The organism is Serratia sp. BIGb0163, assembly GCF_024809935.1.
In the GTDB taxonomy this organism is placed as follows: Bacteria; Pseudomonadota; Gammaproteobacteria; order Enterobacterales; family Enterobacteriaceae; genus Serratia; species Serratia quinivorans.
The window spans coordinates 198634-224118 of the sequence record NZ_JANUDZ010000004.1; the positions used below are offsets into that span (position 1 = coordinate 198634).

Annotated in this window: 22 protein-coding genes; 11 read left to right on the forward strand and 11 right to left on the reverse strand. The window is 54.2% G+C overall.

Features of this window, described 5'->3' with window-relative positions:
* Positions 1–183 precede the first annotated feature (183 nt).
* The 8 genes from M2406_RS16070 to M2406_RS16105 all read right to left on the reverse strand — a co-directional run bounded on the left by M2406_RS16070 (position 184) and on the right by M2406_RS16105 (position 9095).
* Positions 184–1548 carry an MFS transporter gene (locus tag M2406_RS16070; RefSeq protein WP_259190616.1) on the reverse strand — a complete coding sequence of 455 codons (1365 nt, stop codon included), beginning with the start codon at positions 1546–1548 and terminating at the stop codon, positions 184–186.
* A gap of 200 nt (positions 1549–1748) precedes the next feature.
* Complete coding sequence (cyoE, locus tag M2406_RS16075; RefSeq protein WP_012005526.1) at positions 1749–2639, reverse strand: heme o synthase; 891 nt, start codon at positions 2637–2639, stop codon at positions 1749–1751.
* A 17-nt stretch (positions 2640–2656) separates the two neighbouring features.
* Positions 2657–2995: a cytochrome o ubiquinol oxidase subunit IV gene (locus M2406_RS16080; protein ID WP_012005527.1), complete on the reverse strand. Its 339-nt coding sequence runs from the start codon at positions 2993–2995 to the stop codon at positions 2657–2659.
* A complete protein-coding gene (locus M2406_RS16085; RefSeq protein ID WP_012005528.1) occupies positions 2992–3609 on the reverse strand; it encodes a cytochrome o ubiquinol oxidase subunit III in 618 nt (205 codons plus the stop codon). Before M2406_RS16085 ends, M2406_RS16080 begins: the two co-directional genes overlap by 4 nt.
* Complete coding sequence (gene cyoB, locus M2406_RS16090; protein ID WP_012005529.1) at positions 3599–5590, reverse strand: cytochrome o ubiquinol oxidase subunit I; 1992 nt, start codon at positions 5588–5590, stop codon at positions 3599–3601. The genes M2406_RS16085 and cyoB overlap by 11 nt, the downstream gene beginning before the upstream one ends.
* A gap of 3 nt (positions 5591–5593) precedes the next feature.
* Complete coding sequence (gene cyoA, locus M2406_RS16095) at positions 5594–6544, reverse strand: cytochrome o ubiquinol oxidase subunit II (protein ID WP_026142235.1); 951 nt, start codon at positions 6542–6544, stop codon at positions 5594–5596.
* Positions 6545–6984: 440 nt separating this feature from the next.
* On the reverse strand, positions 6985–8463 hold the full coding sequence (ampG, locus tag M2406_RS16100; protein ID WP_012005531.1) for a muropeptide MFS transporter AmpG: 1479 nt from the start codon (positions 8461–8463) through the stop codon (positions 6985–6987).
* Positions 8464–8516: 53 nt separating this feature from the next.
* Positions 8517–9095, reverse strand: coding sequence for a lipoprotein (locus tag M2406_RS16105; RefSeq protein WP_012005532.1), 579 nt, complete (start codon positions 9093–9095; stop codon positions 8517–8519).
* Between the two features lie 361 nt (positions 9096–9456).
* On the opposite strand from M2406_RS16105, the gene bolA reads away from it, so the two are divergent.
* The 9 genes from bolA (at position 9457) to M2406_RS16150 (ending at position 20264) form a co-directional block, all read left to right on the forward strand.
* The gene (gene bolA / locus M2406_RS16110; RefSeq protein WP_012005533.1) at positions 9457–9771 is read left to right on the forward strand and encodes a transcriptional regulator BolA; all 315 of its coding nucleotides are present in this window, start codon (positions 9457–9459) and stop codon (positions 9769–9771) included.
* Between the two features lie 366 nt (positions 9772–10137).
* On the forward strand, positions 10138–11442 hold the full coding sequence (tig, locus tag M2406_RS16115; protein ID WP_012005534.1) for a trigger factor: 1305 nt from the start codon (positions 10138–10140) through the stop codon (positions 11440–11442).
* 561 nt (positions 11443–12003) lie between these two features.
* Positions 12004–12627 carry an ATP-dependent Clp endopeptidase proteolytic subunit ClpP gene (clpP, locus tag M2406_RS16120; protein ID WP_012005535.1) on the forward strand — a complete coding sequence of 208 codons (624 nt, stop codon included), beginning with the start codon at positions 12004–12006 and terminating at the stop codon, positions 12625–12627.
* A gap of 162 nt (positions 12628–12789) precedes the next feature.
* Positions 12790–14061 carry an ATP-dependent protease ATP-binding subunit ClpX gene (gene clpX / locus M2406_RS16125; RefSeq protein ID WP_012005536.1) on the forward strand — a complete coding sequence of 424 codons (1272 nt, stop codon included), beginning with the start codon at positions 12790–12792 and terminating at the stop codon, positions 14059–14061.
* A 195-nt stretch (positions 14062–14256) separates the two neighbouring features.
* Entirely contained in the window at positions 14257–16611 is a 2355-nt protein-coding gene (gene lon, locus M2406_RS16130; RefSeq protein WP_012005537.1) for an endopeptidase La, read from the forward strand.
* Positions 16612–16827: 216 nt separating this feature from the next.
* A complete protein-coding gene (gene hupB, locus M2406_RS16135; protein WP_017891836.1) occupies positions 16828–17100 on the forward strand; it encodes a nucleoid-associated protein HU-beta in 273 nt (90 codons plus the stop codon).
* Positions 17101–17282: 182 nt separating this feature from the next.
* Complete coding sequence (gene ppiD, locus M2406_RS16140) at positions 17283–19166, forward strand: peptidylprolyl isomerase (protein ID WP_259190618.1); 1884 nt, start codon at positions 17283–17285, stop codon at positions 19164–19166.
* A 139-nt stretch (positions 19167–19305) separates the two neighbouring features.
* Complete coding sequence (locus tag M2406_RS16145; protein ID WP_259190619.1) at positions 19306–19695, forward strand: ComEA family DNA-binding protein; 390 nt, start codon at positions 19306–19308, stop codon at positions 19693–19695.
* 155 nt (positions 19696–19850) lie between these two features.
* Positions 19851–20264 (forward strand): thioesterase family protein, encoded by a 414-nt coding sequence (locus M2406_RS16150; protein ID WP_012005541.1) that lies wholly within the window; start codon positions 19851–19853, stop codon positions 20262–20264.
* 35 nt (positions 20265–20299) lie between these two features.
* Here M2406_RS16150 and queC read toward each other — a convergent pair whose 3' ends face one another.
* A complete protein-coding gene (gene queC, locus M2406_RS16155) occupies positions 20300–20998 on the reverse strand; it encodes a 7-cyano-7-deazaguanine synthase QueC (RefSeq protein ID WP_012005542.1) in 699 nt (232 codons plus the stop codon).
* Positions 20999–21116: 118 nt separating this feature from the next.
* The gene (locus M2406_RS16160) at positions 21117–22844 is read right to left on the reverse strand and encodes an SgrR family transcriptional regulator (RefSeq protein ID WP_259190621.1); all 1728 of its coding nucleotides are present in this window, start codon (positions 22842–22844) and stop codon (positions 21117–21119) included.
* A 104-nt stretch (positions 22845–22948) separates the two neighbouring features.
* Between M2406_RS16160 and cof the strand changes: the two genes are divergently transcribed.
* Complete coding sequence (gene cof, locus M2406_RS16165) at positions 22949–23773, forward strand: HMP-PP phosphatase (RefSeq protein ID WP_115183134.1); 825 nt, start codon at positions 22949–22951, stop codon at positions 23771–23773.
* A gap of 61 nt (positions 23774–23834) precedes the next feature.
* Here cof and M2406_RS16170 read toward each other — a convergent pair whose 3' ends face one another.
* Entirely contained in the window at positions 23835–24875 is a 1041-nt protein-coding gene (locus tag M2406_RS16170; protein ID WP_115183133.1) for a PLP-dependent cysteine synthase family protein, read from the reverse strand.
* A gap of 122 nt (positions 24876–24997) precedes the next feature.
* Here M2406_RS16170 and M2406_RS16175 point away from each other — a divergent pair, with 122 nt between their 5' ends.
* On the forward strand, positions 24998–25459 hold the full coding sequence (locus M2406_RS16175; protein ID WP_012005546.1) for an Lrp/AsnC family transcriptional regulator: 462 nt from the start codon (positions 24998–25000) through the stop codon (positions 25457–25459).
* Positions 25460–25485 lie beyond the last annotated feature (26 nt).

Sequence of the window (25485 nt, forward strand, 5' to 3'; positions counted from 1 at the left end):
TCTTGAAGGGCCAGCTTGCTGGCCCTTGGGTTAGATGACAAAGTTGTCTTTGAGCCCGAGATACTCGGGCCTAGCGCACCGAGGGGCACTCCGGCGGGCAAGCCGCTACGACCCCTTCGGCACGCTCTCCCTAATAATGGGCTTTGTCAGCCGTCTGAAGGGCCAGCTTACTGGCCCTTTTCTTTACAGTGAATTCACCAGCGCTTCCAATTGGACTCGGTTGGTTTGTTTGGTATCGACCTTCACGTAGGCGCTGCGCTCTTCCGGCACCACTATTGCTTCCGCCACGCCCGGTTGGGCTTTCAGGCGGCTTTCCAGTGCCGAATCCTTCACGGCCAATTCCGACAGCGTAATACGCAGGCTGCTGACGTAAGGCGGTTCTTGCATGGTACTGCTGACCAAAAACCAGATTGCCGCCAACACCGCCCCGGCGATAAACACCAGGCCCGCACCCTGCAGGCCATACAGCAAACCACCCAGGCTGCCGCCGATCGCCACGCCGATAAACTGGCTGGTGGAGTAAACCCCCATCGCCGTACCCTTGTAGCCGGCCGGAGACTCTTTGCTGATCAGCGAAGGCAGAATGGCTTCCATGACGTTAAACGCCATAAAGAACAGCTGCACGCCGGCAATGATGCCCCACAGGTGCGCGCCGGACAGCCACAGCAGCACTTCCGCGCAGAACAACACCGCTACGCAACCCATAAAGACCTGCTTCATGCGGCGCTTCTTCTCGGCATAAATGATAAAGGGCACCACTGCAGCAAAAGAAACCAGCATGGTGACCAGATAGACAATCCAGTGTTCGCTCGGCGCCAGGCCGGCTTTTTCCATCGCCAGCGGCAGCGCCACGAAGCTGGACATCAGCAGGATATGCAGACACATGATGCCGAAATTGAGCTTCAACAGCCGGGAGTTGCTCAGCACCTTGCTGAAGCTGCCGCGTACGATGCTCGATTCCCGGTTCAGCACGTGGTGGCTGGCGGAAGGAACCACCGCCAGAGTGATCACGATGCCGGCCAATGCCAGCACAGCGATCATCCAAAACAGCGCATGCAGGCCGTAGGCGTGTGTGACGATCGGGCCGACCACCATGGCAATAGCGAAGGTAATACCGAAGCTGACGCCGATAAACGCCATTGCCTTGGTTCGGTTTTGTTCCCGGGTCAGGTCTGACAGCAGTGCCATCACTGCCGCGGCGATAGCGCCGGAGCCCTGTAATGCCCGGCCGAGGATCACCCCCCAGATAGAGTCGGTCGCGGCGGCAATGACACTGCCCAGCGCAAAGATCAGCAGCCCGCCGACAATCAACGGTTTACGGCCGATACGATCGGATATCAGGCCGAAGGGGATCTGAAACACCGCCTGCGCCAGGCCATAAATACCGATGGCGATACCGATCAGCGTTTCGCTGGCGCCGTTCAACGCCATACCGTAGGTGGTCAGTACCGGCAACACCATAAACATGCCCAGCATGCGCAGTGAGAATACCGTGCCTAATCCCCAGGTCGCTCGTCTCTCCAGCGGGGTCATTGCATTATCGTTCATTAAAACCTCATTAAAAGCCATTCCGTCAGGTTATCGGTGATAACGCCTGAGGGGATAGCTTCTGTGAAAGAAGCGTCATTTTAGTGTGAAGGGCAGGGGGGGTAAATCTAATGTTGTTTAACAGATATTACAGTTCGTCGGCTTTTGGGCGAGACAAATAAAATGGGCCGCTAAAGCGGCCCATTCACAGACGATTTGGCTTACCAGACGTACGTCATCAACGCTTCCGGCGCGGCTGTCGCACTGAAGTCGATAGACATCATTACGCTCAGCGAAGTGATGGCAACAATCGAGAACACAAACAGCTTGCGTGCCCAAACGCTGTCATTTTCGGTTTTGTAACCACGCAGCGCCATGCCCAGCCACCATACGCTCACCGCCGCAGCGACAATCAGGTATTTGTAGCCAGCGTAGCCGCCCAGGGTCAACATCAGGGTGGCAATCATAAACGCCACAATGTAGACCGTGATGTGGTTCTTCGCCACCGAAATGCCTTTCACTACCGGCAGGACCGGAATGTTGGCTGCCTGGTAATCTTTAAAGCGGAAGATGGCAATCGCATAGGAATGCGGCATCTGCCACAGGCTAAAGATAGCCAGCAGGATCAACGCGCCGGCATCGAACTCGTTGGTGACTGCGCAATAACCGATAACCGGTGGCGCAGCGCCCGACAGGCTACCGATCAGCGTGCCATAGACCGAGTGACGTTTCATGTACAGGCTATAAACACCGACATAAACCACAAAGCCCATCACCGCCAGCCACATGGCCAGCGGGTTGGCACCGATATACAGCAACGCAAAGCCCGCAATACCCAGAGCGGTAGCGTAAACCAGGCTTACACTCGGCGCGATCAGGCCCTTAACCAGCACCCGATTCTTCGTTCTCTCCATTTTCTTGTCGATGTCGCGGTCAATGTAGTTGTTAAATACACAGCCCGAAGCGACAACCAACGAGACCCCCACCAGGGTGGCGAGAAACAGGGGATAGTCGATGCTCCCTTTAGAGGCGAGCAGGAATCCCCCGACGACAGAAATTAAATTGCCGAAAATAATTCCTGGTTTAGTTACTTGCAGGTATTGCTTAATCATCACGTCCAGCTCTGCTCTTAATCGACCATCATATTGATGTTGAGGTTGTACATAATCCAGAGTGAACCCACAACAACGATACCGATGATCATAGCGGTGAACAGCAATGCCACCAGGTTCCAGCGCTCTTCCGATGAGGTATTCATGTGCAGGAAGTAAATCAGGTGAACAACTACCTGAATTACCGCCATGCCGACTACAACCGCCAGGATAGTTGAATGAGAGGCGGTGCCGCTCATCACCATCGCAAATGGAATCACCGTCAGGATGATCGACAGAATAAAGCCGATCAGATAGGTCTTGACGCTACCGTGGCTTGCGCCGCCGTGAGAAGTTTCATGGGATGAATGACTCATGACATAACCCCCAGCAGGTAAACAACGGTAAATACGCAGATCCAAACCACGTCCAGGAAGTGCCAGAACAGGCTCAGGCACATCAGACGGGTTTTATTGGTTGAAGTCAGGCCGCGCTTGCTGACCTGAATCATCATGATAACGATCCAAACCAGACCGGTAGTCACGTGCAGACCGTGGGTAGCAACCAGTGCGAAGAAGCCGGACAGGAACGCGCTGCGATCCGGACCATAGCCTTCAACGATCAGGTGATGGAATTCATAGATTTCCATCGCTACGAAGCCCAGACCAAACAGGAAGGTCAGGAACAGCCAGGTATTAACGCTGCCAACCTTGCCTTTGTTCATGCCGATCATCGCCATACCGTAGGTGATGGAGCTGAACAACAGCAGGAAGGTTTCAACCAGAACAAACTTCAGATCGAAGATGTCTTTGCCAGAGGGACCGCCAGCGGTCCCGTTCACCAGTACTGCATAAGTCGCGAACAAGCTCGCAAACAAAATACAGTCGCTCATCAGGTAGATCCAGAATCCGAAGACTTTGGTCTCACCTGCGTCGTGGTGCCCATGCTCTGCATGGGCTGCGTCATGGTTAGTCAGAGTATCAGTTGACATGTTTCACGCCTGCTTTGCTGATTTGTTCATAGTGTTGGTTTTCAATGCGCTCGATTTCATCAACCTGCACATAGTAATCAACATCTTCATCGAAGCTCTTGGCAATCCAGGTCACGATCATACCTACGAAGGCAGCGATCGCCATCCACCAGATGTCCCAGATCATCGCGAAACCAAATACCAGGCTGAAGCCAGCAATAATCACACCGGCACCGGTATTTTTCGGCATATGAATCGGTTCGTATTTCGCCGGTTTCTTATAAGCGTTGCCTTTTTCTTTCATGTCCCAGAATTCATCACGGTCATGAATCTGCGGCACTACGGCAAAGTTATAGAACGGCGGTGGAGACGAAGTAGACCACTCCAGCGTACGAGCGCCCCATGGGTCACCGGTCAGATCACGGTTCTGCTCACGGTCACGCACACTGACGTAAATCTGAATCAGTTGGCACAGGATACCGCAGGCAATCAGAGCCGCGCCGCCAGCCGCTACCAGCAGCAGTGGGTGGAACTCTGGGTTGATGTTCTGGCTGATACGACGAGTCATACCCATAAAGCCCAGAGCATACAGTGGCATAAAGGCCACGAAGAAACCGATGATCCAGAACCAGAACGCACGGATACCCCAGGTCTCGTTCAGCGTGAAGCCGAAGGATTTAGGGAACCAGTAGGTCAGGCCGGCGAAGCAACCAAACACCACACCACCGATAATCACGTTATGGAAGTGGGCAATCAGGAACAGACTGTTGTGCAGCACGAAGTTCGCGCCCGGTACTGCCAGCAGAACGCCGGTCATCCCACCCACGGAGAAGGTGATGATGAAGCCGATGGTCCACAGCATTGCGGAGTTGAGCTGAATGCGGCCCTGGTACATGGTGAACAGCCAGTTGAAGATTTTCACCCCGGTAGGGATGGAAATGATCATGGTGGCGATACCGAAGAAGGCGTTAACGTTCGCGCCGGACCCCATGGTAAAGAAGTGGTGCAGCCATACGATGAACGACAGAACGGTAATCGCGATGGTTGCCCATACCAGTGAGGTATAGCCGAACAGGCGTTTTCTTGAGAAGGTCGCGGTGACTTCAGAGAACACACCAAACACTGGCAGAACCAGGATATACACCTCTGGGTGACCCCAGGCCCAAATCAGGTTGATGTACATCATCATGTTGCCGCCCATATCATTGGTAAAGAAATGGAAGCCCAGGTAGCGATCCAGGGTCAGCAACGCGATGGTAACAGTCAGAATTGGGAAAGAAACGATGATCAGGACGTTAGTACACAGCGCCGCCCAGGTGAACACCGGCATCTTCATCAGAGGCATGCCAGGAGCACGCATCTTCATGATGGTGGCGAAGAAGTTCACACCGGTCAACAGGGTACCCAGACCGGAAATCTGCAGACTCCAGATCCAGTAATCGACCCCGACGCCAGGACTGTATTCCTTACCCGACAGTGGCGGATACGCCAGCCAACCGGTCTGCGCAAACTCACCCACCCCCAGAGAGATGTTGATCAGGACGACACCCACCACGAAGAACCAGAAGCTCAGGGAGTTCAGGAACGGGAAGGCAACGTCGCGCGCACCGATTTGCAAGGGTACAACCACGTTCATCAGGCCGACCACGAAAGGCATCGCCATGAAGAAGATCATGATTACGCCGTGGGCGGTAAAGATCTGGTCGTAGTGGTGCGGCGGCAGGAATCCGGCCTCACCGGCGGACGCAAGCGCCTGCTGGCTACGCATCATGATGGCATCGGCAAAACCACGCAGCAACATAACCATTGCCACGATGATGTACATGATACCAATTTTCTTATGGTCGACCGAAGTCAGCCAATCGCTCCATAGCCATTTCCACTTGCCGAAATAGGTTATCAGAGCCAGCAGAGCCAGACCCCCGATAACAATTGCAGCAACGGTGACCATGATGATCGGTTCGTGGTACGGAACCGCATCAATCGTTAATTTTCCCAACATCAGTTATTCCTCGGCTCCGGCGTGAGCTGCATGTTCACCCATGTCCATACCCTGGCTCATGTCCATACCTTCGTGCGTGGTAGCGCCCTTGTGCATGTTCATGTCGCCCATAAATTTGCCAATAGTTTCTTTGAACAAATTCGGTTTGACACTGGAGAAGTACTCAACCGGGTTATTTTCACTCGGCTCTGCCAGTTTGTTAAAGTCGCTGGTGGCGTTAAGGTTAGTCGGCGATGCTTTCACCTTGGCAACCCACTGATCGAAGTCGCCTTCGGTTGGGGTGACAATGGCGGTGAACTTCATGCCGGAGAACCCGCGACCGCTGAAGCTGCTGGAAATACCGTCGTATTTGCCTGCTTCATTGCCGATCAGGTGCAGTTTGGTCTGCATCCCGGCCATCGCATAAATCTGCCCACCTAACTGAGGGATAAAGAACGAGTTCATTACCGAGTTAGAGGTGATTTTGAATTCAACTGGAACGTCTTTCGGGAAAGCCAGTTCATTAACCGTTGCGATGCCTTGTTCCGGGTAGATAAACAGCCATTTCCAGTCGAGCGACACCACTTCGATAGTCATCGGCTTCTTGTCAGTGACAATCGGCTTGAACGGATCGAGTTCGTGGGTAGTCTTCCAGGTTATGGTGCCAAGGATGGCGATGATAATGATAGGAATGGTCCAGACGACCGCTTCGATTTTGTTGGAATGTGACCAGTTCGGACTGTATTTGGCATCTTTGTTGGAAGCACGGTACTTCCAGGCAAAGGCGAACGCCATAAAGATAACTGGTATCACCACGATCAGCATTAATGCGATAGCAGTGATAATCAGTGTCCGTTGCTCAACACCAATTGCTCCTTTGGGATTCATCAATACCATATTGCAACCACTGAGCATTACAGTGGAGGCAATTAATGACAACATCCCAATACTTTTATTGTATTTCTTAAGTCTCATCTAACGACCTCAATTACAAAGGCTCTATTGTCGTTTCATGTGTGCGGGCATTTTACGGGAAGGTTGCAGTACTGTAAACATGCTTAAGGGAGTGTCAGCGCCTTGTTGACACTTTCTGTTAAGGGGGTCACAGATGTCACGTTGCGTGACAATTTACTAATGGCAACAAAGCGTTGGCACGCTGAATCGTGCCGGGCAATTCGTATGTTAAGGAAAACTAAAGGTATGATGAATCCAGCAGGTAAAAACGCTTTTTGGAAATACGAATGAAAGGTTTATTTAATGTAAAAGAATTGTGTCTTAAAGGTGAATTTAATTTTATTTCCCGAGCGCCACACTCGGATAAAAAAATAATTTGGACGGGAATTATATTTTTTAACTAAATAAATACATCACACTGATGCATTTTTGCCGACCGGTGTTACCACCGGCCGACGATATCAGGCCAGCCGGGTACGCCGCAACGCCAGATAGTCCAACAGGCTGCCCATGACAATGCCCACCAGGCTGAGCGCTGCACCCATCTGCAGTAACCGATCGGCCAGGTTTGGCAAGGCGCTCCAGTCGAGTGCGTTGGTGATAAGCAGAATCAGCCACAGGCCCAGCAATGAGCAACCCAGGGTCAGCATACGCAACGCCCAGCGGTAAAACTGCCGGAATTCGGTGCGCGGCATGAAGTTATCCGTGCGCTGGGTATATTCCAGCGTCTGTCGACACAGGCGCAGCAGCAACAGACCGGGCAGGGCAGCAGCTATCGAGAATAAATAGAACAGCGGCCAGCCGTGCGCTTCGACAAACCAGCCGGCAATCGGGCCAACATAGACTCGGCCGACGGCGGATAACGCCGACAGCAGGGCAAACTGGGTGGCGGAAAATGATTTGTTGCACAGCGTCATCAGCAGCGCGACGAAGGCGGCGGTGCCCATGCCGCCGCACAGGTTTTCCAGGAAGATAGCGCTGCCCATCGTCATGATGTTTTTATCGGTAACGGCCAGTATCCAGTAACCGAGATTAGAGACCGCCTGCAGGATGCCGAACAGCATCAGGGCGCGGAACAGGCTGAGGCGTTGCATCAGCACGCCGCCAAACAGCGCCCCGACGATAGTGGCGAACAGGCCGAGAGTTTTGTTCACCAGCCCCACTTCCCCGGCATCGAACCCAACGCCGCGGATCAGGAAGGTGGTGCTCAGGCTGCCGGCAAAGGCATCGCCCATTTTGTACATCACAATCAGCAGTAAAATCAGCCAGGCATTGTTACGTGCGAAGAAATCACGCAACGGGGCGACTACCGCCTGTTCCATGGTACGCGGTGCCGGAATGCTGTCGTCCGGTTCCGGTGCCAGCAAAGTAGCGGCGATGCCGATCAGCATCAGTCCGGCCATCAGCCAGTAGGTTGACTGCCAACCGAAGTAACGATCCGCCAGCCACAACGCCAGCCCGCCGGACACCAGCATCGCCAGGCGGTAGCCCAGAACCGAAACGGCGGCACCGGTGCCGCGTTCTTCAGCGCTCAGCAGATCGGTTTTATAGGCATCGAAAACAATATCCTGCGACGCAGAACAGAACGCCACCAATACCGCCAATGCTGCCAGCCACCACAGATGCTGTGCCGGTTGCATAAAGCCCATCGCCACAATCGATACTACCAGCAGCACCTGGCTGATCAGTAGCCAGCCGCGTCGGCGACCGAGGAATGGCGGGGTATAGCGGTCCATAAAGGGCGACCACAGGAATTTGAACACATAGGCCTGACCGACCAGCGAAAAAATGCCGATGGTTTTCAGATCGATGCCTTCGACGGTCATCCAGGCTTGCAGCGTGCCGGAGGTCAGCGCCAGTGGCAGACCCGAGGCAAAGCCCAGCAGCAGCAGGATCGCGGAGTTACGCTGGGTGAAGAGGTTCAGATAGTGTTTCGACATGAGTTCCCTGTCTGCACCGCCCGACTGTCCGGGCGGTGCAAGGCGTTCGCGGATTAACGCGCGTTTTGCTTGATAAAGTCGTTGACGCTGGTGTCCTGCGCCATATCGGCAATAACGTCACCCAACACGCTATTGACCGCGTTAGTAATTTTATCGTTGGTTGCCGTGAAGGCGCCCTGGACGTTATAAGTTGAGCGGTAGTTTTTCACCTGCTTATTGCCGTTTTTCGCCTGAGCGATGATCGAGATATCGGCCTTGGTGGTGATGTTGTAGCGCAGGTTGCCTTCGGAGACGTCTGCGTACAGGTTATTCACCACGATTTGCAGATCAACGGCGCCGTCGGCACCGATCATATAGCCGCGTGCGCCCATTTGTTTCTCTAACACTTCCTGCAGCAAGAAGCGCAGGTCGCGTGATGGCGTCAGCGTTACGAGCTGGCCGTCGCGGTTAACTTTGGCCAGGGCCTGATCTTTGCGCTGATCCGCGCCGTTAATGCTGATGGTGACGCCTTGCAGAGTCGGGTCCTGCTGCGGCAATACGATCTTTGGAGTCACGTTCAGGGTGTTGCTGCTGGTAGCACAGCCGGCCAGCAGCAGTGCGGCCAACAGTGGAAGGCAAAGTTTCTTTAACATAGTTACTGTCTCATTCTCGATGGATTTTAAGCTGCCCAATCCCAATATAGAGAGGCTGGCTTGAGCAAGCTTTCTGTAATAATCAGAGCGGGATAGCCAACAACAAATTGTCGACATCATAGCATTGCCGCCGGCCGGAGGAAGTGCAGAACGCACCGGAGTGACAAATTTTTACCTGCCGTTGATAAAAACATGCTTTTTTGACCGTCTCAATCAGAAAAACCTCAAGCGGCGGCGGATGTTGGCCGTTTTTTGTCCGCAAAGAAGAGAAATTTACCTGCGCAATGGTCTAAAAGGGGAGAAAGAGGCTAATATTGAAATAGATGGGGACGGTCCTCTGCCGGTGTAGTAAGGAGATCCTATGATTCGCGAGCAAATAGAAGCAAAGTTAAGGGCGGCATTTGAGCCCGCGTATCTGGAAGTCGTTGATGAAAGCTATCGTCATAACGTTCCGGCGGGTTCAGAAAGTCATTTCAAGGTGGTGTTGGTCAGCGATCGCTTCGTTGGCGAACGTTTCCTGACGCGGCATCGCTCGATTTACGGCGTCCTGTCGGAAGAGTTATCCGATGGTGTACATGCGCTGGCGTTGCACACTTATACCCTGAAAGAGTGGGAAGGGCTGCAGGATACCGTGCCGGCTTCCCCCCCTTGTCGTGGTGCCGGAACCTTGGCCTGACGGCTAAATTTGCGGTATCAGTGGAACTTTGACCACGATTTGGGGTATTACTACAGACGAATTTTGGAACGGCCTGCGGGCCGTTTCTGTTTTTGACGACGACACAGCCGATGCGCAATGCAGCCAAGGCCGGGTCGGCTTCGGCGGCCTTTTGGCGATCAAATCGGCAAAAGTGTGAGTTTTAGCGCGCCGCCGCTGCCTTGCTTTCCTCGACTCGCTCCGCTTGCGCCGCTATAATGTCGCGTCTTATTTTTCCGGAATGGTTTCGGGACACTTCTGTCATCAGGAAACTCGGTTCTGTAATGTAGCCGTCCTGGTTCTTCGAACGGAGTTGACCGAGCACTGTGATTTTTTTGAGGTAACAAGATGCAAGTTTCAGTAGAAACCACTCAAGGCCTTGGGCGCCGTCTCTCTATTACTGTACCCGCTGATACAATCAAGCAGGCTATTAAAAAAGAGCTGATCAACGCTGCAAAAAGCGTTCGTATCGATGGCTTCCGTAAAGGCCATGTACCGATGAACATCGTTGAGCAACGTTATGGCGCTTCCGTTCGTCAAGACGTACTGGGCGATGCGATGCAACGCAGCTTCGTTGATGCGATCATCAAAGAAAAGATCAATCCGGCTGGCGCGCCAAACTACGTGCCGGGCGAGTACAAAGAAGGTGAAGACTTCACTTTCGCCGTTGAGTTCGAAGTGTATCCAGAAGTTGAGCTGAAAGGCCTGGACGGCATCGAAGTTGAGAAGCCGGTGGTTGAAGTTAACGACGCTGACGTTGACACCATGCTGGACACCCTGCGCAAGCAGCAGGCGACCTGGAAAGAAACCGATCGCGCAGCTCAGGCTGAAGACCGTGTGACCGTTGACTTCTCTGGTTCTATCGACGGTGAAGAGTTTGAAGGCGGCAAAGCCTCTGACTTCGTACTGGCTATGGGCCAGGGCCGCATGATCCCAGGCTTCGAAGAAGGTCTGGTCGGTCATAAAGCCGGTGAAGAGTTCACCATCGACGTTAACTTCCCAGAAGATTACCACGCTGAAAATCTGAAGGGCAAAGCGGCTAAGTTCGCTATCGTTCTGAAGAAAGTGGAAGAGCGTGAACTGCCAGAGCTGACTGAAGAATTCATCAAACGTTTCGGCGTGGCTGATGGTTCTACCGAAGGCCTGCGTGCTGAAGTGCGTAAAAACATGGAGCGCGAGCTGAAAGGCGCAGTGCGTAACCGCATCAAGACTCAGGCAATCGACGGCCTGGTCAGCGCTAACGAAATCGACGTTCCTGCTGCGCTGATCGACGGCGAAGTTGACGTTCTGCGCCGTCAGGCTGCACAACGTTTTGGCGGCAACGAGAAGCAAGCGCTGGAACTGCCACGCGAACTGTTCGAAGAGCAGGCCAAGCGTCGCGTAGTTGTCGGTCTGCTGCTGGGCGAAGTGATCAGCACCAACGATCTGAAAGCTGACGAAGATCGCGTTAAAACGCTGATCGAAGAAATGGCTTCCGCTTATGAAGATCCAAGTGAAGTTGTTGAGTTCTACAGCAAAAACAAAGAGCTGATGAACAACATGCGCAACGTTGCTCTGGAAGAACAAGCGGTTGAAGCCCTGCTGGCAAAAGCGAAAGTGACTGAGAAAGCCACTACCTTCAGCGAGCTGATGAACCAGACTCAACAGGCGTAATGTCTGTACGCCAGAGCGCAACTTGTTGCGCTCTCAGGGCCGGCTTGCCGGCTCTGGCGTTAAAAAAGCCCGTAACCTTCGGTTGCGGGCTTTTCTTTTTGCCACGTTGCTGATTAATCTCAGGTTAAGCGTGACAATATGCACTATATTTACACTGTTGCTCTTGGCACAGTCTGGCATGATGGTTATCACCTGCAGTCAGGGTGTGCAGGATAACCGCTAAAAATACTCTGCCGGGCTTGAAATTCTGTCTGTGGCCCCAATCTGTAAAAAGTATATGTATACCCTATAGCTTTCAAGTTACAGCTAGGCGCCCAGCTCGCTCATCCCCAGGCGCTTACTCGAGTAAGTAACTGGGGTGAGCGAGTGCAGGTAACAACGCTGTGACTTGAAAGATGACGGGTATAGGCTGTTTGCCAGAGTGCGCGGGATAAAAAAACCGTCGGGTACGTGTGGCGTGGGTCGAATGCTTGAGCATAGTCATCATGACCGTTCTCAAGTAGAATCGGTGTAATAGGGTGTAACCCTGGCCGCCAAGGCAATTTCTATTAGGAGACGGTAATGTCATACAGTGGCGAACGAGATCAATTTGCACCTAACATGGCCCTGGTGCCGATGGTGGTAGAGCAGACTTCACGCGGGGAGCGTTCTTACGACATCTATTCCCGCCTGCTGAAAGAGCGCATTATTTTCCTGACCGGCCAGGTCGAAGATCACATGGCCAACCTGATTGTGGCGCAGATGCTGTTCCTCGAAGCAGAAAGCCCGGAAAAAGACATTTTCCTCTACATCAACTCCCCGGGTGGCGTGATCACCGCAGGCATGTCAATCTATGACACCATGAAGTTCATCAAGCCGGACGTCAGCACCATTTGTATGGGCCAGGCGTGCTCGATGGGTTCCTTCCTGCTGACTGCGGGTGCCAAGGGCAAACGTTTCTGTCTGCCGAATTCACGTGTGATGATCCACCAGCCGCTGGGCGGCTATCAGGGCCAGGCGACGGATATCGAAATCCATGCGCGTGAAATCCTGAAGGTGAAGGCGCGTATGAATGAGCTGATGGCAGAACACACCGGCCAGACACTGGAGCAGATCGAACGCGATACCGAGCGCGATCGCTTTATGACCGCGGAAGAAGCGGTAGAATACGGTCTGGTTGACGGCATTCTGACGCACCGCAAGTAACACCACGCGGCTGGCGAGGTAATTGTGCGAGCCGATAGACTATAGTAATCAGAGCGGGCGTGGCTCGCTCTGGTGAGCATTATCGGCATTCCTGGTATGAATTCGGGGCGCACGGCCGCCGTGATTTTCCTGCGGGACAAAGACTAAAGAAGAGGTTTACTGATGACAGATAAGCGCAAAGACGGTTCAGGAAAGCTGCTGTACTGCTCTTTCTGCGGCAAAAGCCAGCATGAAGTGCGTAAGCTGATTGCCGGTCCGTCAGTGTATATCTGCGATGAATGTGTTGACCTGTGTAACGACATTATTCGCGAAGAGATTAAAGAAGTTTCACCGCATCGTGAGCGCAGCGCGCTGCCGACGCCGCATGAGATCCGCCACCACCTGGATGACTACGTCATCGGTCAGGAACCGGCGAAGAAAGTGCTGGCGGTAGCGGTGTATAACCACTACAAACGCCTGCGCAACGGCGATACCAGCAACGGTATCGAGTTGGGCAAAAGCAACATTCTGCTGATTGGTCCTACTGGTAGCGGTAAAACCTTGCTGGCGGAAACGCTGGCACGCTTCCTGGATGTGCCTTTCACCATGGCCGATGCCACCACGCTGACCGAAGCCGGTTATGTGGGTGAGGACGTGGAGAATATTATCCAGAAGCTACTGCAGAAATGTGACTACGACGTGCAGAAAGCCCAGCGCGGCATCGTCTATATCGATGAAATCGATAAGATTTCTCGTAAGTCAGACAACCCGTCCATTACCCGTGACGTTTCGGGTGAGGGCGTGCAGCAGGCGCTGTTGAAGCTGATCGAAGGCACTATTGCTGCCGTTCCTCCTCAGGGGGGCCGCAAGCATCCGCAGCAGGAATTCCTGCAGGTTGATACCTCGAAAATCCTGTTTATCTGTGGCGGCGCATTTGCCGGCCTGGATAAAGTGATCGGTCAGCGCGTTAATACCGGTTCCGGTATTGGTTTTGGCGCCACCGTGAAGGGTGAGTCTGAGAAAGCGACCGAAGGCGAACTGCTGCTGCAGGCTGAACCGGAAGATCTGATCAAGTTTGGCCTGATCCCTGAGTTCATCGGTCGTCTGCCGGTCGTGGCCACGCTGAGTGAGCTGAGCGAAGATGCGCTGATCCAGATCCTGAAAGAGCCGAAAAATGCCCTGACCAAACAGTATCAGGCATTGTTCAATCTGGAAGGTGTGGAGCTGGAATTCCGTGAAGAAGCACTGAACGCCATCGCCAGAAAGGCGATGAAACGCAAAACCGGTGCACGTGGCCTGCGTTCTATCGTGGAAGGCGCGCTGCTGGACACCATGTATGACCTGCCTTCAATGGACAGCGTCGACAAAGTGGTGATCGACGAGTCGGTCATCGCCGGCCAGTCCAAACCGTTGCTGATTTACGGCAAACCGGAAGCACAGGCTTCAGGCGAATAATTCGCCAGTCAAACCAGAAAGTTAATGTCAAAATGGGGGATTTTATCCCCCATTTTTATTTCCTGCGTTCTTGCCGTTGAATGTAAGAGATTCATCCCCATATACTCATTAACCAGATTTTATGAAACGTTTGATGCTTGCGTCTCATGAGATTCCCCCTCAACCTGGCGGAAGTTAAACTTAAGAGAGAGCTCTATGAACCCTGAGCGTTCCGAACGCATTGAAATCCCCGTGTTGCCGTTGCGCGACGTGGTGGTTTATCCGCACATGGTGATCCCGTTATTTGTTGGCCGGGAAAAATCGATTCGGTGCCTCGAAGCAGCAATGGATCACGATAAAAAGATCATGCTGGTGGCACAGAAAGAGGCCTCAACGGATGAACCTGGCATTAATGATTTGTTCTCAGTCGGCACGGTAGCGTCGATCCTGCAAATGCTGAAATTGCCTGATGGCACGGTAAAAGTGCTGGTCGAAGGCCTGCAGCGGGCGCGTATTACTACGCTTTCCGACAGCGGCGAGCATTTTGCTGCCCAGGCAGAATATCTTGAGTCACCCGCGATTGACGAGCGTGAACAAGAAGTGCTGGTACGCACTGCAATCAATCAGTTTGAAGGCTACATCAAACTGAACAAGAAAATTCCACCGGAGGTGCTGACGTCATTGAACAGCATCGACGATGCTGCGCGCCTGGCGGATACCATCGCCGCGCACATGCCGCTGAAGCTCAGCGACAAGCAGTCGGTACTGGAGATGTTCGATATCACCGAACGTCTTGAATATCTGATGGCGATGATGGAATCGGAAATCGACCTGCTGCAGGTTGAGAAACGCATCCGCAATCGCGTCAAAAAACAGATGGAAAAAAGTCAGCGCGAGTACTATCTGAATGAGCAGATGAAGGCGATTCAGAAAGAACTGGGCGAGATGGACGATGCGCCGGACGAGCATGAAGCGCTGAAGCGCAAGATCGAAGCGGCGAAAATGCCGAAAGACGCGCGTGAAAAAACCGAAGCGGAACTGCAAAAGCTGAAAATGATGTCGCCAATGTCTGCGGAAGCAACCGTGGTGCGCGGCTACATCGATTGGATGCTGCAGGTGCCGTGGAATGCACGCAGCAAGGTTAAAAAAGACCTGCTCAAGGCGCAGGAAGTGCTCGATATCGATCACTACGGCCTGGAGCGCGTCAAAGACCGTATTCTTGAGTATCTCGCAGTACAGAGCCGCGTAAGCAAAATCAAAGGGCCGATCCTGTGTCTGGTAGGGCCTCCTGGCGTGGGTAAAACCTCGTTGGGCCAGTCGATCGCTAAAGCGACCGGCCGCCAGTATGTGCGTATGGCGTTGGGTGGCGTGCGTGACGAAGCGGAAATCCGTGGTCACCGCCGTACCTATATCGGTTCAATGCCGGGCAAACTGATCCAGAAAATGGCCAAGGTCGGGGTGAAAAACCCGCTGTTCCTGCTCGATGAGATCGACAAGATGTCTTCCGACATGCGTGGCGATCCGGCCTCTGCACTGCTTGAGGTGTTGGATCCGGAACAGAACGTGGCGTTTAACGATCACTATCTGGAAGTGGATTACGATCTGTCCGACGTGATGTTCGTGGCGACCTCGAACTCGATGAACATTCCTGCGCCGTTGCTGGATCGTATGGAAGTGATCCGCCTGTCTGGCTATACCGAGGACGAGAAGCTCAACATTGCCAAGCAGCACCTGTTGCCGAAGCAGCTCGAGCGTAACGCCCTGAAAAAAGGTGAACTGACGGTCGACGACAGCGCCATTACCGGTATTATCCGCTTCTACACCCGTGAAGCTGGGGTGCGTAGCCTGGAGCGCGAAATCTCCAAGCTGTGCCGTAAGGCGGTGAAAACGCTGCTGATGGACAAGAAGCTCAAGCATATCGAGATCAACGGCGACAACCTGAAGGATTACCTGGGCGTACAGCGCGTTGACTACGGCCGTGCGGATACCGAAAACCGCGTGGGTGAAGTTACCGGCCTGGCGTGGACTGAAGTGGGTGGCGATCTGCTGACCATTGAAACCGCCTGCGTACCGGGCAAAGGTAAGCTGACCTACACCGGTTCGCTCGGTGAAGTGATGCAGGAATCTATCCAGGCTGCACTGACCGTGGTGCGTGCGCGCGCGGATAAATTGGGGATTAACCCTGATTTTTACGAGAAGCGTGACATCCACGTGCACGTGCCGGAAGGCGCTACACCTAAGGATGGCCCAAGCGCCGGTATTGCGATGTGCACCGCGCTGGTTTCCTGCCTGACGGGCAACCCGGTTCGTGCCGATGTGGCGATGACCGGTGAGATCACGTTGCGTGGTCAGGTTCTGCCGATTGGTGGCCTGAAAGAGAAACTGCTGGCGGCGCATCGCGGCGGTATCAAAACCGTGCTGATCCCGTATGAAAACAAGCGCGATCTGGAAGAGATCCCGGCCAATGTTATTGCCGATCTGGTTATTCATCCGGTGCAGCGAATTGATGAGGTTTTGGACCTTGCGTTGCTCAATCCGGCCTTCGGTGCACTGCCGGTAGCGGCAAAATAGTGATGTATCGCAAAAACCATTGATAAAACTTATGCTGGCAAGTCATTTCGGACTTGCCAGTCTTTTTTTGTACCGCTAAGTTAGACAGCTGTCGGCCCGCGTTTTGTCACGCTTACGGTGGCTTGCCAAGGCACGATGGGATTGATATAACAGCTGCGCTGTCGCAACCGTAGGGATTTTTCGGTGCGACGATTGAATTCTAGAGGGGATGATAGAGTGAATAAGTCACAACTGATCGACAAAATTGCCGCAGGTGCTGATATTTCCAAAGCGGCAGCTGGACGTGCTTTAGATGCAGTGATTGCATCTGTTACTGACTCCTTGAAGGAAGGGGATGACGTGGCCCTGGTGGGTTTCGGTTCCTTCACCGTGCGTGAACGTTCGGCCCGTACCGGTCGTAACCCGCAAACCGGTAAAGAGATCAAAATCGCGGCAGCCAAAGTTCCGGCCTTCCGTGCAGGGAAAGCGCTGAAAGACGCAGTAAACTGATTGTTTGCGTCTAACCGTTTAGCGTTACAGGGCTTTGTAATAAACAATCACCTGACGCAACGGTGCTGGTAAGGTAAGATATAAGGCGCATCAGATTGATGCGCTTTTTTTATTTTTGTCGCAGGGAACGCGCCTGCACAAGGGTGTTTTTAATCCACATCACAGCGGAGTGTTGTCACACTATGATGGACAATTTACGCGCGGCAGCTAATCACGTCGTGCTCAAAATCATCCTGGGCTTGATCATTTTGTCATTTCTTTTGACAGGGGTGGTCAGCTATCAGGGGAGTGCCGGTGATTATGCAGCGAAGGTCAATGGCCAGGTGATCGAGCGTGCTCAGCTGGAACAGGCTTTCCAAAGCGAACGCAGCCGCATGCAGCAACAGTTGGGTGACCAGTTCTCCGCACTGGCGGGCAACGAAGGCTATATGCAGCAGATGCGCCATCAGGCACTGTCACAGCTGATCGACAACATGCTGCTGGACCAATATGCCAAGAAATTAGGCCTGAGCGTCAGTGACGATCAGGTGAAAGAAGCTATCCGTAAAGCACCTTACTTCCAGACAAACGGCCAGTTCGATAACGCCAAATATCTCGATCTGATTAGCCGCATGGGTTACACCGCCGATAACTTTGCACAATCAATGCGTCAGCAGTTGGTTAACCAGCAGGTGATCCAGGCCTTTGGCGGTTCGGGCTTTATTCTGCCTGCCGAAGCTCAGGACATGACGGCACTGGTGCTGCAACAGCGCGATGTGCGCTTGGCTACGCTGGATCTGAAAGCGTTGCAGGCCAAGCAGACCGTGACCGACGACGAGCTGAAAGACTACCACAGCCAGAACAAGAACAGCTTTATTGCGCCAGAACAGGTCAAAGTAAGCTACATCCCAATGGACGCCGCTGCTATGCAAGACAAGGTGACGGTAGCCGACGCGGATATCAGCGCCTATTACGACCAGCACAAAAGCAGTTACGGCCAGCCTGAACGCAAGAACTACAGCGTGATTCAGTTGAAAACCGAGGCGGAAGCCAATGCGGTACTGGATGAACTGAAGAAAGGCGGCGATTTTGCCACCCTGGCAAAAGACAAATCCACCGACATCATTTCACGCCGTACCGGCGGTGAACTGGGCTGGCTGGAGCCGGACACCACTGCAGACGAACTCAAGCAGGCTAACCTGACCGAAAAAGGCCAGCTTTCCGGCGTCGTGAAGTCTTCAGTAGGCTATCTGGTGATCCGTCTGAACGACATCGCACCGGAAAAAGTGAAGCCGTTGAGCGAAGTGCGTGACGCTATCGCCAAGCAGGTTAAGCAGGAGAAAGCGGTAGACGCTTATTACGCACTGCAACAGAAGGTGAGTGAAGCGGCTACCAGCGATAACGAGTCTCTGGCATCGGCCGAAGAGGCCGCCGGCGTGAAGGCGGTGCAGACCGACTGGTTTACCCGCGACAACATCCCGGCAGCGCTGAACTTCAAACCGGTCATTCAGTCGATTTTCGACGGTTCCCTGATTGGTGAAGGCGGCTCTCCGGGCAGCAACTCCGACGTGATCACCGTTGATGGCGACCGTGCCTTCGTGATCCGCGTGTCTGGCCACAAGCCAGAGGGCATTGAGCCGTTCGACCAGGTGAAAGATCGCGTGGCAGAACTGGTCAAGCGCAACAAAGCGGAACAGGAAGCCAAACTGCAGGGCGAGAAGCTGCTGGTTGAGCTGAAGCAGGGTAAGGGCGACGAGGCGATGAAAGCCGCCGGCCTGAGCTTTGGCAGCGTACAGAAGATGGCGCGCGCGCCGGAAGACAGCCAACTGGTGCAGAGCGTGTTCGCGCTGCCGCATCCGCAGGAAGGCAAGCCGGTTTATGGCATGTCGCAGGACCGTCAGGACAACGTGGTACTGATTGCGCTGGATGCCGTGAAGCCAGGCACCTTGCCGGCTGAAGAAATGAAAACCTTCGTCAGCAAGATGGAAGAAGGTGCGACTGGCGTGTCCTTTGACTCTCTGCTGGCCAGCCTGCGCAAAGAAGCCAAGATCACCATGGGTGCCGCTGAGCAGCAGCAGCCTCAGTAAAGCGCCGCAGTTTTCTGCAACGCAATGTAATCCTCAAAGGCCGCTTTCGCGGCCTTTTCCATATCTGAAATCCGCCAATTGCTGAAGTTTCTTCGCTGCGGCAAGGTGAGCTTGCTGTTACACACAAGGAGGATACAGCATGCAACCTACAGTAATAAAAGCGGTAAATGAGAGTGGTTTTAACTTCAAAGCCTTGCTGGCCGTAGCACTGCTCTGCCTGACCGGACCATCTTTGGCCGCGGAGGAAAAAGCGCTTACCGGGCAACCGGTGCTATCCGTGACGGCGGCTAACGCCGGGCAGGGTGCAGAGGCCGTGGCGACTGCCAATGATGAAGCATCGGTCAGTATCAATCAGGCCGATGCCGAACAGCTGGCCAGCATACTCAAGGGAGTTGGATTGAAAAAAGCGGAGAGCATTGTGCGCTACCGCGATCAGAATGGTCCCTTTACGCAGATTGAGCAGCTTCAGGAAGTACCGGGCATTGGGCCAGCACTGTTTGAAAGGAATCGCGCGCGGCTCAAAATGTGATTTCGATCACGGCTGCGTGGCAAAGTGATAATGCAGCCCTTTTTCCTCTGCTACATTTTACAGGTCTTACCAGTTTGACACCTTGACCAAATGGGTGAAGGAGTCGCTTGCGGCTCCTTCTTTCTGTAATCACCAGGCAGGAGCGATTGTTACCTATGCACCAGACCTTTATCAAAGTCCGTGGTTATCATCTTGATGTTTATCAGCACGTGAACAACGCCCGCTATCTGGAATTCCTGGAGGAGGCGCGATGGGATTGGCTGGAGAACCAGGAAAGTTTCCGCTGGATGACGGAAAACAACATCGCCTTTATCGTGGTGAACATCAACATTAACTATCGCACCCCAGCGGTATTGGGCGACAAGTTACGTATTGACAGCCAGATGGTACAACTAAACGGTAAAAGTGGCGTGTTGAGCCAGAAGGTCTCGCAGGATGCCAGCGGGGCTCCGGTAGCGGATGCACTGCTGACCTTTGTTTGTGTCGATCTGAAAACCCAGCGGGCATTGCCGATCGAGGGGCAACTGCGCGAACACCTGCAGGTGCTCACGCCGCTTGAAGATAGGTAAAGCAACGAGCGGCAACCTGTGCCGCCGTTATTCAATCAGACCAGCCCGGTCTTTTGCTTCAGGCTCGCCATCACTTCGGCCTTGTTGATTTGGTACTGCTGCAGGCCGTTGGCGCGCAGATGACAGGCCGCACATTCACCGCAGCCATTGCCTTTGATACCGTTGTAGCAGGTCAGAGTGTCCTGCTGCACCAGCTCCAGCTGATGGTAGTAATCTGCCAGTGCCCAGGTTTCTGCCTTGTTCAGCCACATCAACGGCGTTTCAAAGCGGATATCGCGGGCGATGCCCAGAACTATTGCCTGGTTCAGCGCTTTGACAAACTCGTCGCGACAGTCTGGGTAGCCGGAGAAGTCGGTTTCACACACGCCGGTGATCACCGCTTCAGCTTCGACCTGATAGGCATAAATCGCCGCCAGCGTCAGGAACAGAATGTTGCGCCCCGGCACAAAGGTGCTCGGTAACCCATTGCTCTGCGTGCTGTCGTAGGCGGGAACCGGAATGTTGTCACGGGTCAGGCTGCTGATCGCCAGCTCATTGAGCAGGCCTACGTCCAACAGCTTATGCGCCTTGGCCCCCAGGGCCACTGACAGTTCCTGAGCCACCTCAATTTCGGCGCGATGACGCTGGCCGTAGTCGAAGGTGACGCAATGAACTTCATCATACTGTTTCAATGCCTGAATCAAGCAGGTCGTGGAGTCTTGTCCACCGCTGAAAACGACAACCGCGCGCTTCATAAAATAACCTCAATTTATTGCTGAGACCCTACCCGATACACATTCGGGCGGTAAGATAAAAATGCGTTGCGGCAGCAATGGTAGCAGAAATGATGGCATACCGCTGGGCCGGGCAAATTCAGTCGGTTGATGGAGGCGTGGTATTTTCTACCGGCGGTGGCAGCCAGGCCTGACAGAAATCGAACCAACCGTGGGCCGTCAGGGTGACGCCATGAATGCGCGGCGGCGCGCTGATTTGATACTGATAGTGAAACAGCGGAGTGATGATCGCCGCCGCCATAAGCTGCTGATAATAGTCTTTCAATTGCTGGTAACGCGTTTGCTGCGCCGGGAGCTGCTGGATCTGTTGCAGCGTTTGTTGCTGGTGCTGCCAGCGAGCGTCGGGCAGGATACCGCGCCACAGCGTATCTTGCCGTAGCCAGCTTTCCAGCGTGGCCTCCGGTGACTCTCCAATCAGATTATCCGCCAGCAGCAGGTCGGCCTGTTCGATTTGTTCGGCGCTTTGCCAGCGTTTACCTGCGTAGTAGCGCAACTCCAGCTCGCAGCCGTGTTGCGCCAACAGTTGCTGCAAGGCCACCGTGACCGTCTCCAGTTCCACCGGGGGCCGATACAACAGCGTCAATTTAGCGGGCAGGGCAATATCCTCAGCGGCCTGATGTTGTGGAATTGCCCAGCCGGGCAGCATCTCACTACTAGGGGTGATGACGCTGTTGGGCACCGGCAGATTGGCCAACAGGCCGGATTGCTGGATCAGCATCAGCAGTTTTTTTCCCTGAGCCTCGCTGAGCACGCCGTGCTTCAAATTTACCGCCAGATAGCACCAACCCAGACTCATGCTGCGCTGTACCGGCCGCGCTAATGCCATCTCTTCCTGCTGACCGAGGGTAATGCGTACCGGATGCTGGCAACTGGTATAAGCCTCACCGGTGTTCAACTCGGGTGTGATCCAATACTCGATGCTCTCAAGAAAAGGATGTTGCAAATGGTAAAACGGGTGTTGCTCCAGCCGGACCAGGTGCGGTTGGTTCAGCGTCAGCTTAAACGGGCCGGCTCCCATGCCCGAAGCCTCCGGATGGGTCAGCAGACAAGGCAACTCCGCCAGCCGGTGCGCCAGCCAGTAGTCCGGACACTGTAAATCAAACTGCAGGCACAGCGCATGGGGAAGGCTGATAGCGGCAACGTTGGCCAGGCTCGGTTGACTGCGAGGATGGTGCTGCAGTTTTTCCAGCGTTTGCAGCAGTTGCTGGCCGGTCAGCGGCTCACCGTTGTGCCAGCGCAATTGGCTGCGCAGAAAGAACTGCCAGCGCAGGCCGTCATGGCTGATTTGCCAATGATGGGCCAGATCTGATTGCGGCTCGGAGTTACCGGTATTAAAGCGAGTCAGGCCGGCATGCAGGGTGGCGACCAAATGCTGTTCGGCGCGCCCGGTCAGGGTCAGCGGATCCAGCGATTCGAGCGTGCGGTAGTAGGGGATACGCAGCGTTGGGCTGCCGGCTTGCCATTGCCCCCCAAGATGGGGGCTGAGCAGCTCCTGCAAATGTTGCGGATCCAACTGCGCCATTTCCAGCGCTCCCTGATGATCGCCTTCCTTCAGCAACCTTTGCAGATGGGCTGCACGTAGTTCATCCGGCGTTTTCAGGCAGTGCAGGTGCGCACGTTTACCGCGCCCGGGCTGTGACTGCCAGCTCAGCCAGCCCTGATCCTGCAGTTGTTGCACCAGCGTGCGGGCATGGCGTTCGCTGCAATAGAACATTGCCGCCAGCTCGCCAACGGTAATGGCGACCGGCGTGCCGCCGAGCTGCTGGTACAGGCGTTGATACTGGCTGAGGCGGTGGGTCAGGCGCATGATGGGAAATCCGGAACAGTTTTCCAGAATTGTTCACTATTACTTCCGTAAATACCATCCCATACTGCATGGACTGTAATCGCGTTCACATTCACGAGGTTTTTATGTATCGCCTGGCGGCTTTTGATATGGATGGCACTTTGTTGACACCGGATCACCGGGTCGGGCCGGAGACTCTGGCGGTGCTAAAGCAACTTGTTGAACGGGAAATGGTGGTGACTTTCGCCACCGGGCGCCACTACCTTGATGCACAGCCGATCATGGCGCAGCTGGGCCTGCAGGGTTATCTGATTACCGGCAACGGTACGCGGGTCTATGACGACCGGGGGCAGCAACTGCAGGCTACCGATTTGCCGGCCGATATTGCCGAAGAGGTGCTGCATACTCACTGGCATACCGACGCCAGCATGCACGTGTTCCGTGATGAAGGCTGGATGACCGAGTTTGCGGTGCCGGAGGAAATGTTGCAGGCCCACCACCTGAGCGGTTTCCATTATCAACTTACCGAACTGCGGCGTTTACCTGCGTTCGGCAACAGCAAGGTTTGTTTTGCCGGGCCGCATGAGGAACTGCTGAAACTTCAGGTGCAGCTGCGCCGGCACTTTGCTGCGCGGGTTGATCTCTGTTTCTCGGCCTATGAATGCCTGGAGGTCTTGCCACTGGGCTGCAACAAGGGCTCGGCGCTGGATATGCTGAGCCGCCATCTGGGGCTGAAGATGGCGGACTGTATGGCGTTTGGTGATGCGATGAACGACAAGGAAATGCTGGCGACGGTAGGGCACGGGGTGGTGATGGGCAATGCTCTGCCACAATTGAAGTCGCTATTGCCACAGCTACAGGTTATCGGCCACTGCGAACAGCAGGCGGTGGCCCACTATTTGCAACATTGGCTGCGTTCACCTTACCTCACCTATTCCCCCGAATTATGAGGCTTTATTGGCAGCCGGCCGGGTATGACTTACCCGGCTTTTTTTCGTCTAAACCTGCTGATTACAAATCTGCCAACTGCGCCAGATAAGGCGTCAGATCACCGATATTGTTTCTGACCCATTCCGGGTTGTAATAGGTGTCCAGATAGCGCTCACCGCTGTCGCACAGCAGAGTCACAATCGAACCCTGCTCGCCGTTTTCCCGCATTTGCTTCGCCAACTGCAGCGCACCCCACACGTTGGTGCCGGTGGAGGCCCCTACCTTGCGTCCGAGCACCGTTTCCAGCCAGTGGATAGTGGCGACGCTGGCGGCATCCGGCACGCGGATCATGCTGTCGACCACCGACGGAATAAAGGATGGCTCGGCGCGTGGGCGGCCAATGCCCTCGATACGGCTGCCGCAACTGCCGATAAGGGTGCGGTCATGTTGGTGGAAGCAATCATAGAACACCGAATTTTCCGGATCGACCACCGTCAGGCGGGTGTCGTGCCCCTGATAGCGGATATAGCGGCCCAGGGTCGCAGAGGTGCCACCGGTACCGGCGCTCATTACGATATGCTTGGGTACCGGGAAAGGTTCGCGTTCCATCTGGCGGAAGATGCTGTCGGCGATGTTGTTGTTGCCGCGCCAGTCGGTGGCCCGTTCAGCGTAGGTGAACTGATCCATATAGTGGCCGTTCAGCTCTTTCGCCAACTGCTCGGAGACGGCATAAATTTGCGCCGCATGGTCGACGAAGTGACAGCGACCGCCGTAGAACGCGATCTGCTCAACCTTGCGGCGTGCGGTACAGGAAGGCATGACGGCAATAAACGGCAGGCCAATCAGCCGGGCAAAGTAAGCTTCGGATACCGCGGTACTGCCGGATGAGGCCTCGATAATCGTGGTGTTTTCGGTGATCCAGCCGTTACACAGACCATACAAAAATAGTGAACGTGCCAGACGGTGCTTCAGGCTGCCGGTCGGGTGAGTGCTTTCATCTTTCAGGTACAGGCAGATGCCGGGAAATTCCGGCAGGTTCAGGCGGATCAGGTGAGTATCGGCGGAGCGTTGAAAATCCGCTTCTATTTCACCGATAGCATATTTTACCCAAGAATTTGTCATCATCTGGCCTCAGAATAGGGGGCTTGTTTGTTGCATAATATAGCCTGCCGCGAGGAAAAAAGGATTGCCATTTTTCCTGTTTAATCGCCTAATGAGAGAAAATTATTCTCCTGGTTGACGATATGTTAGATAAAACAGACCGTAAATTACTGTGCATGCTGCAGCAGGACTGTACGCAACCGCTGCAGGTGTTGGCCGACGCGGTCAATCTGACGTCAACACCCTGCTGGAAAAGGCTCAAGCGGCTGGAAGAAGAAGGTTATATCCGTGGGCGAGTCGCGCTGCTGGATAACGAAAAGCTCGGCCTGGGCCTGACGGCATTTGTGCTGATCAAAACTCAGCAGCACAGCAGCGAGTGGTATCAACAGTTCGTGCAACTGACCAAGCAGATGCCGGAGGTGCTGGCCTTCTATCGCATGGCGGGAGAGTACGATTACCTGATGCAGGTGGAAGTGGCGGATATGAAGAGTTACGACAGCTTTTACAAGCGCCTGGTGAACGGCGTACCGGGGCTGATCGACGTCACTTCCAGCTTCGCGATGGAAAAAATCAAATACACCACCGCACTGCCGGTTCCTGAGTGAAAAGTTCACCAAATTGGCAAAGTAAC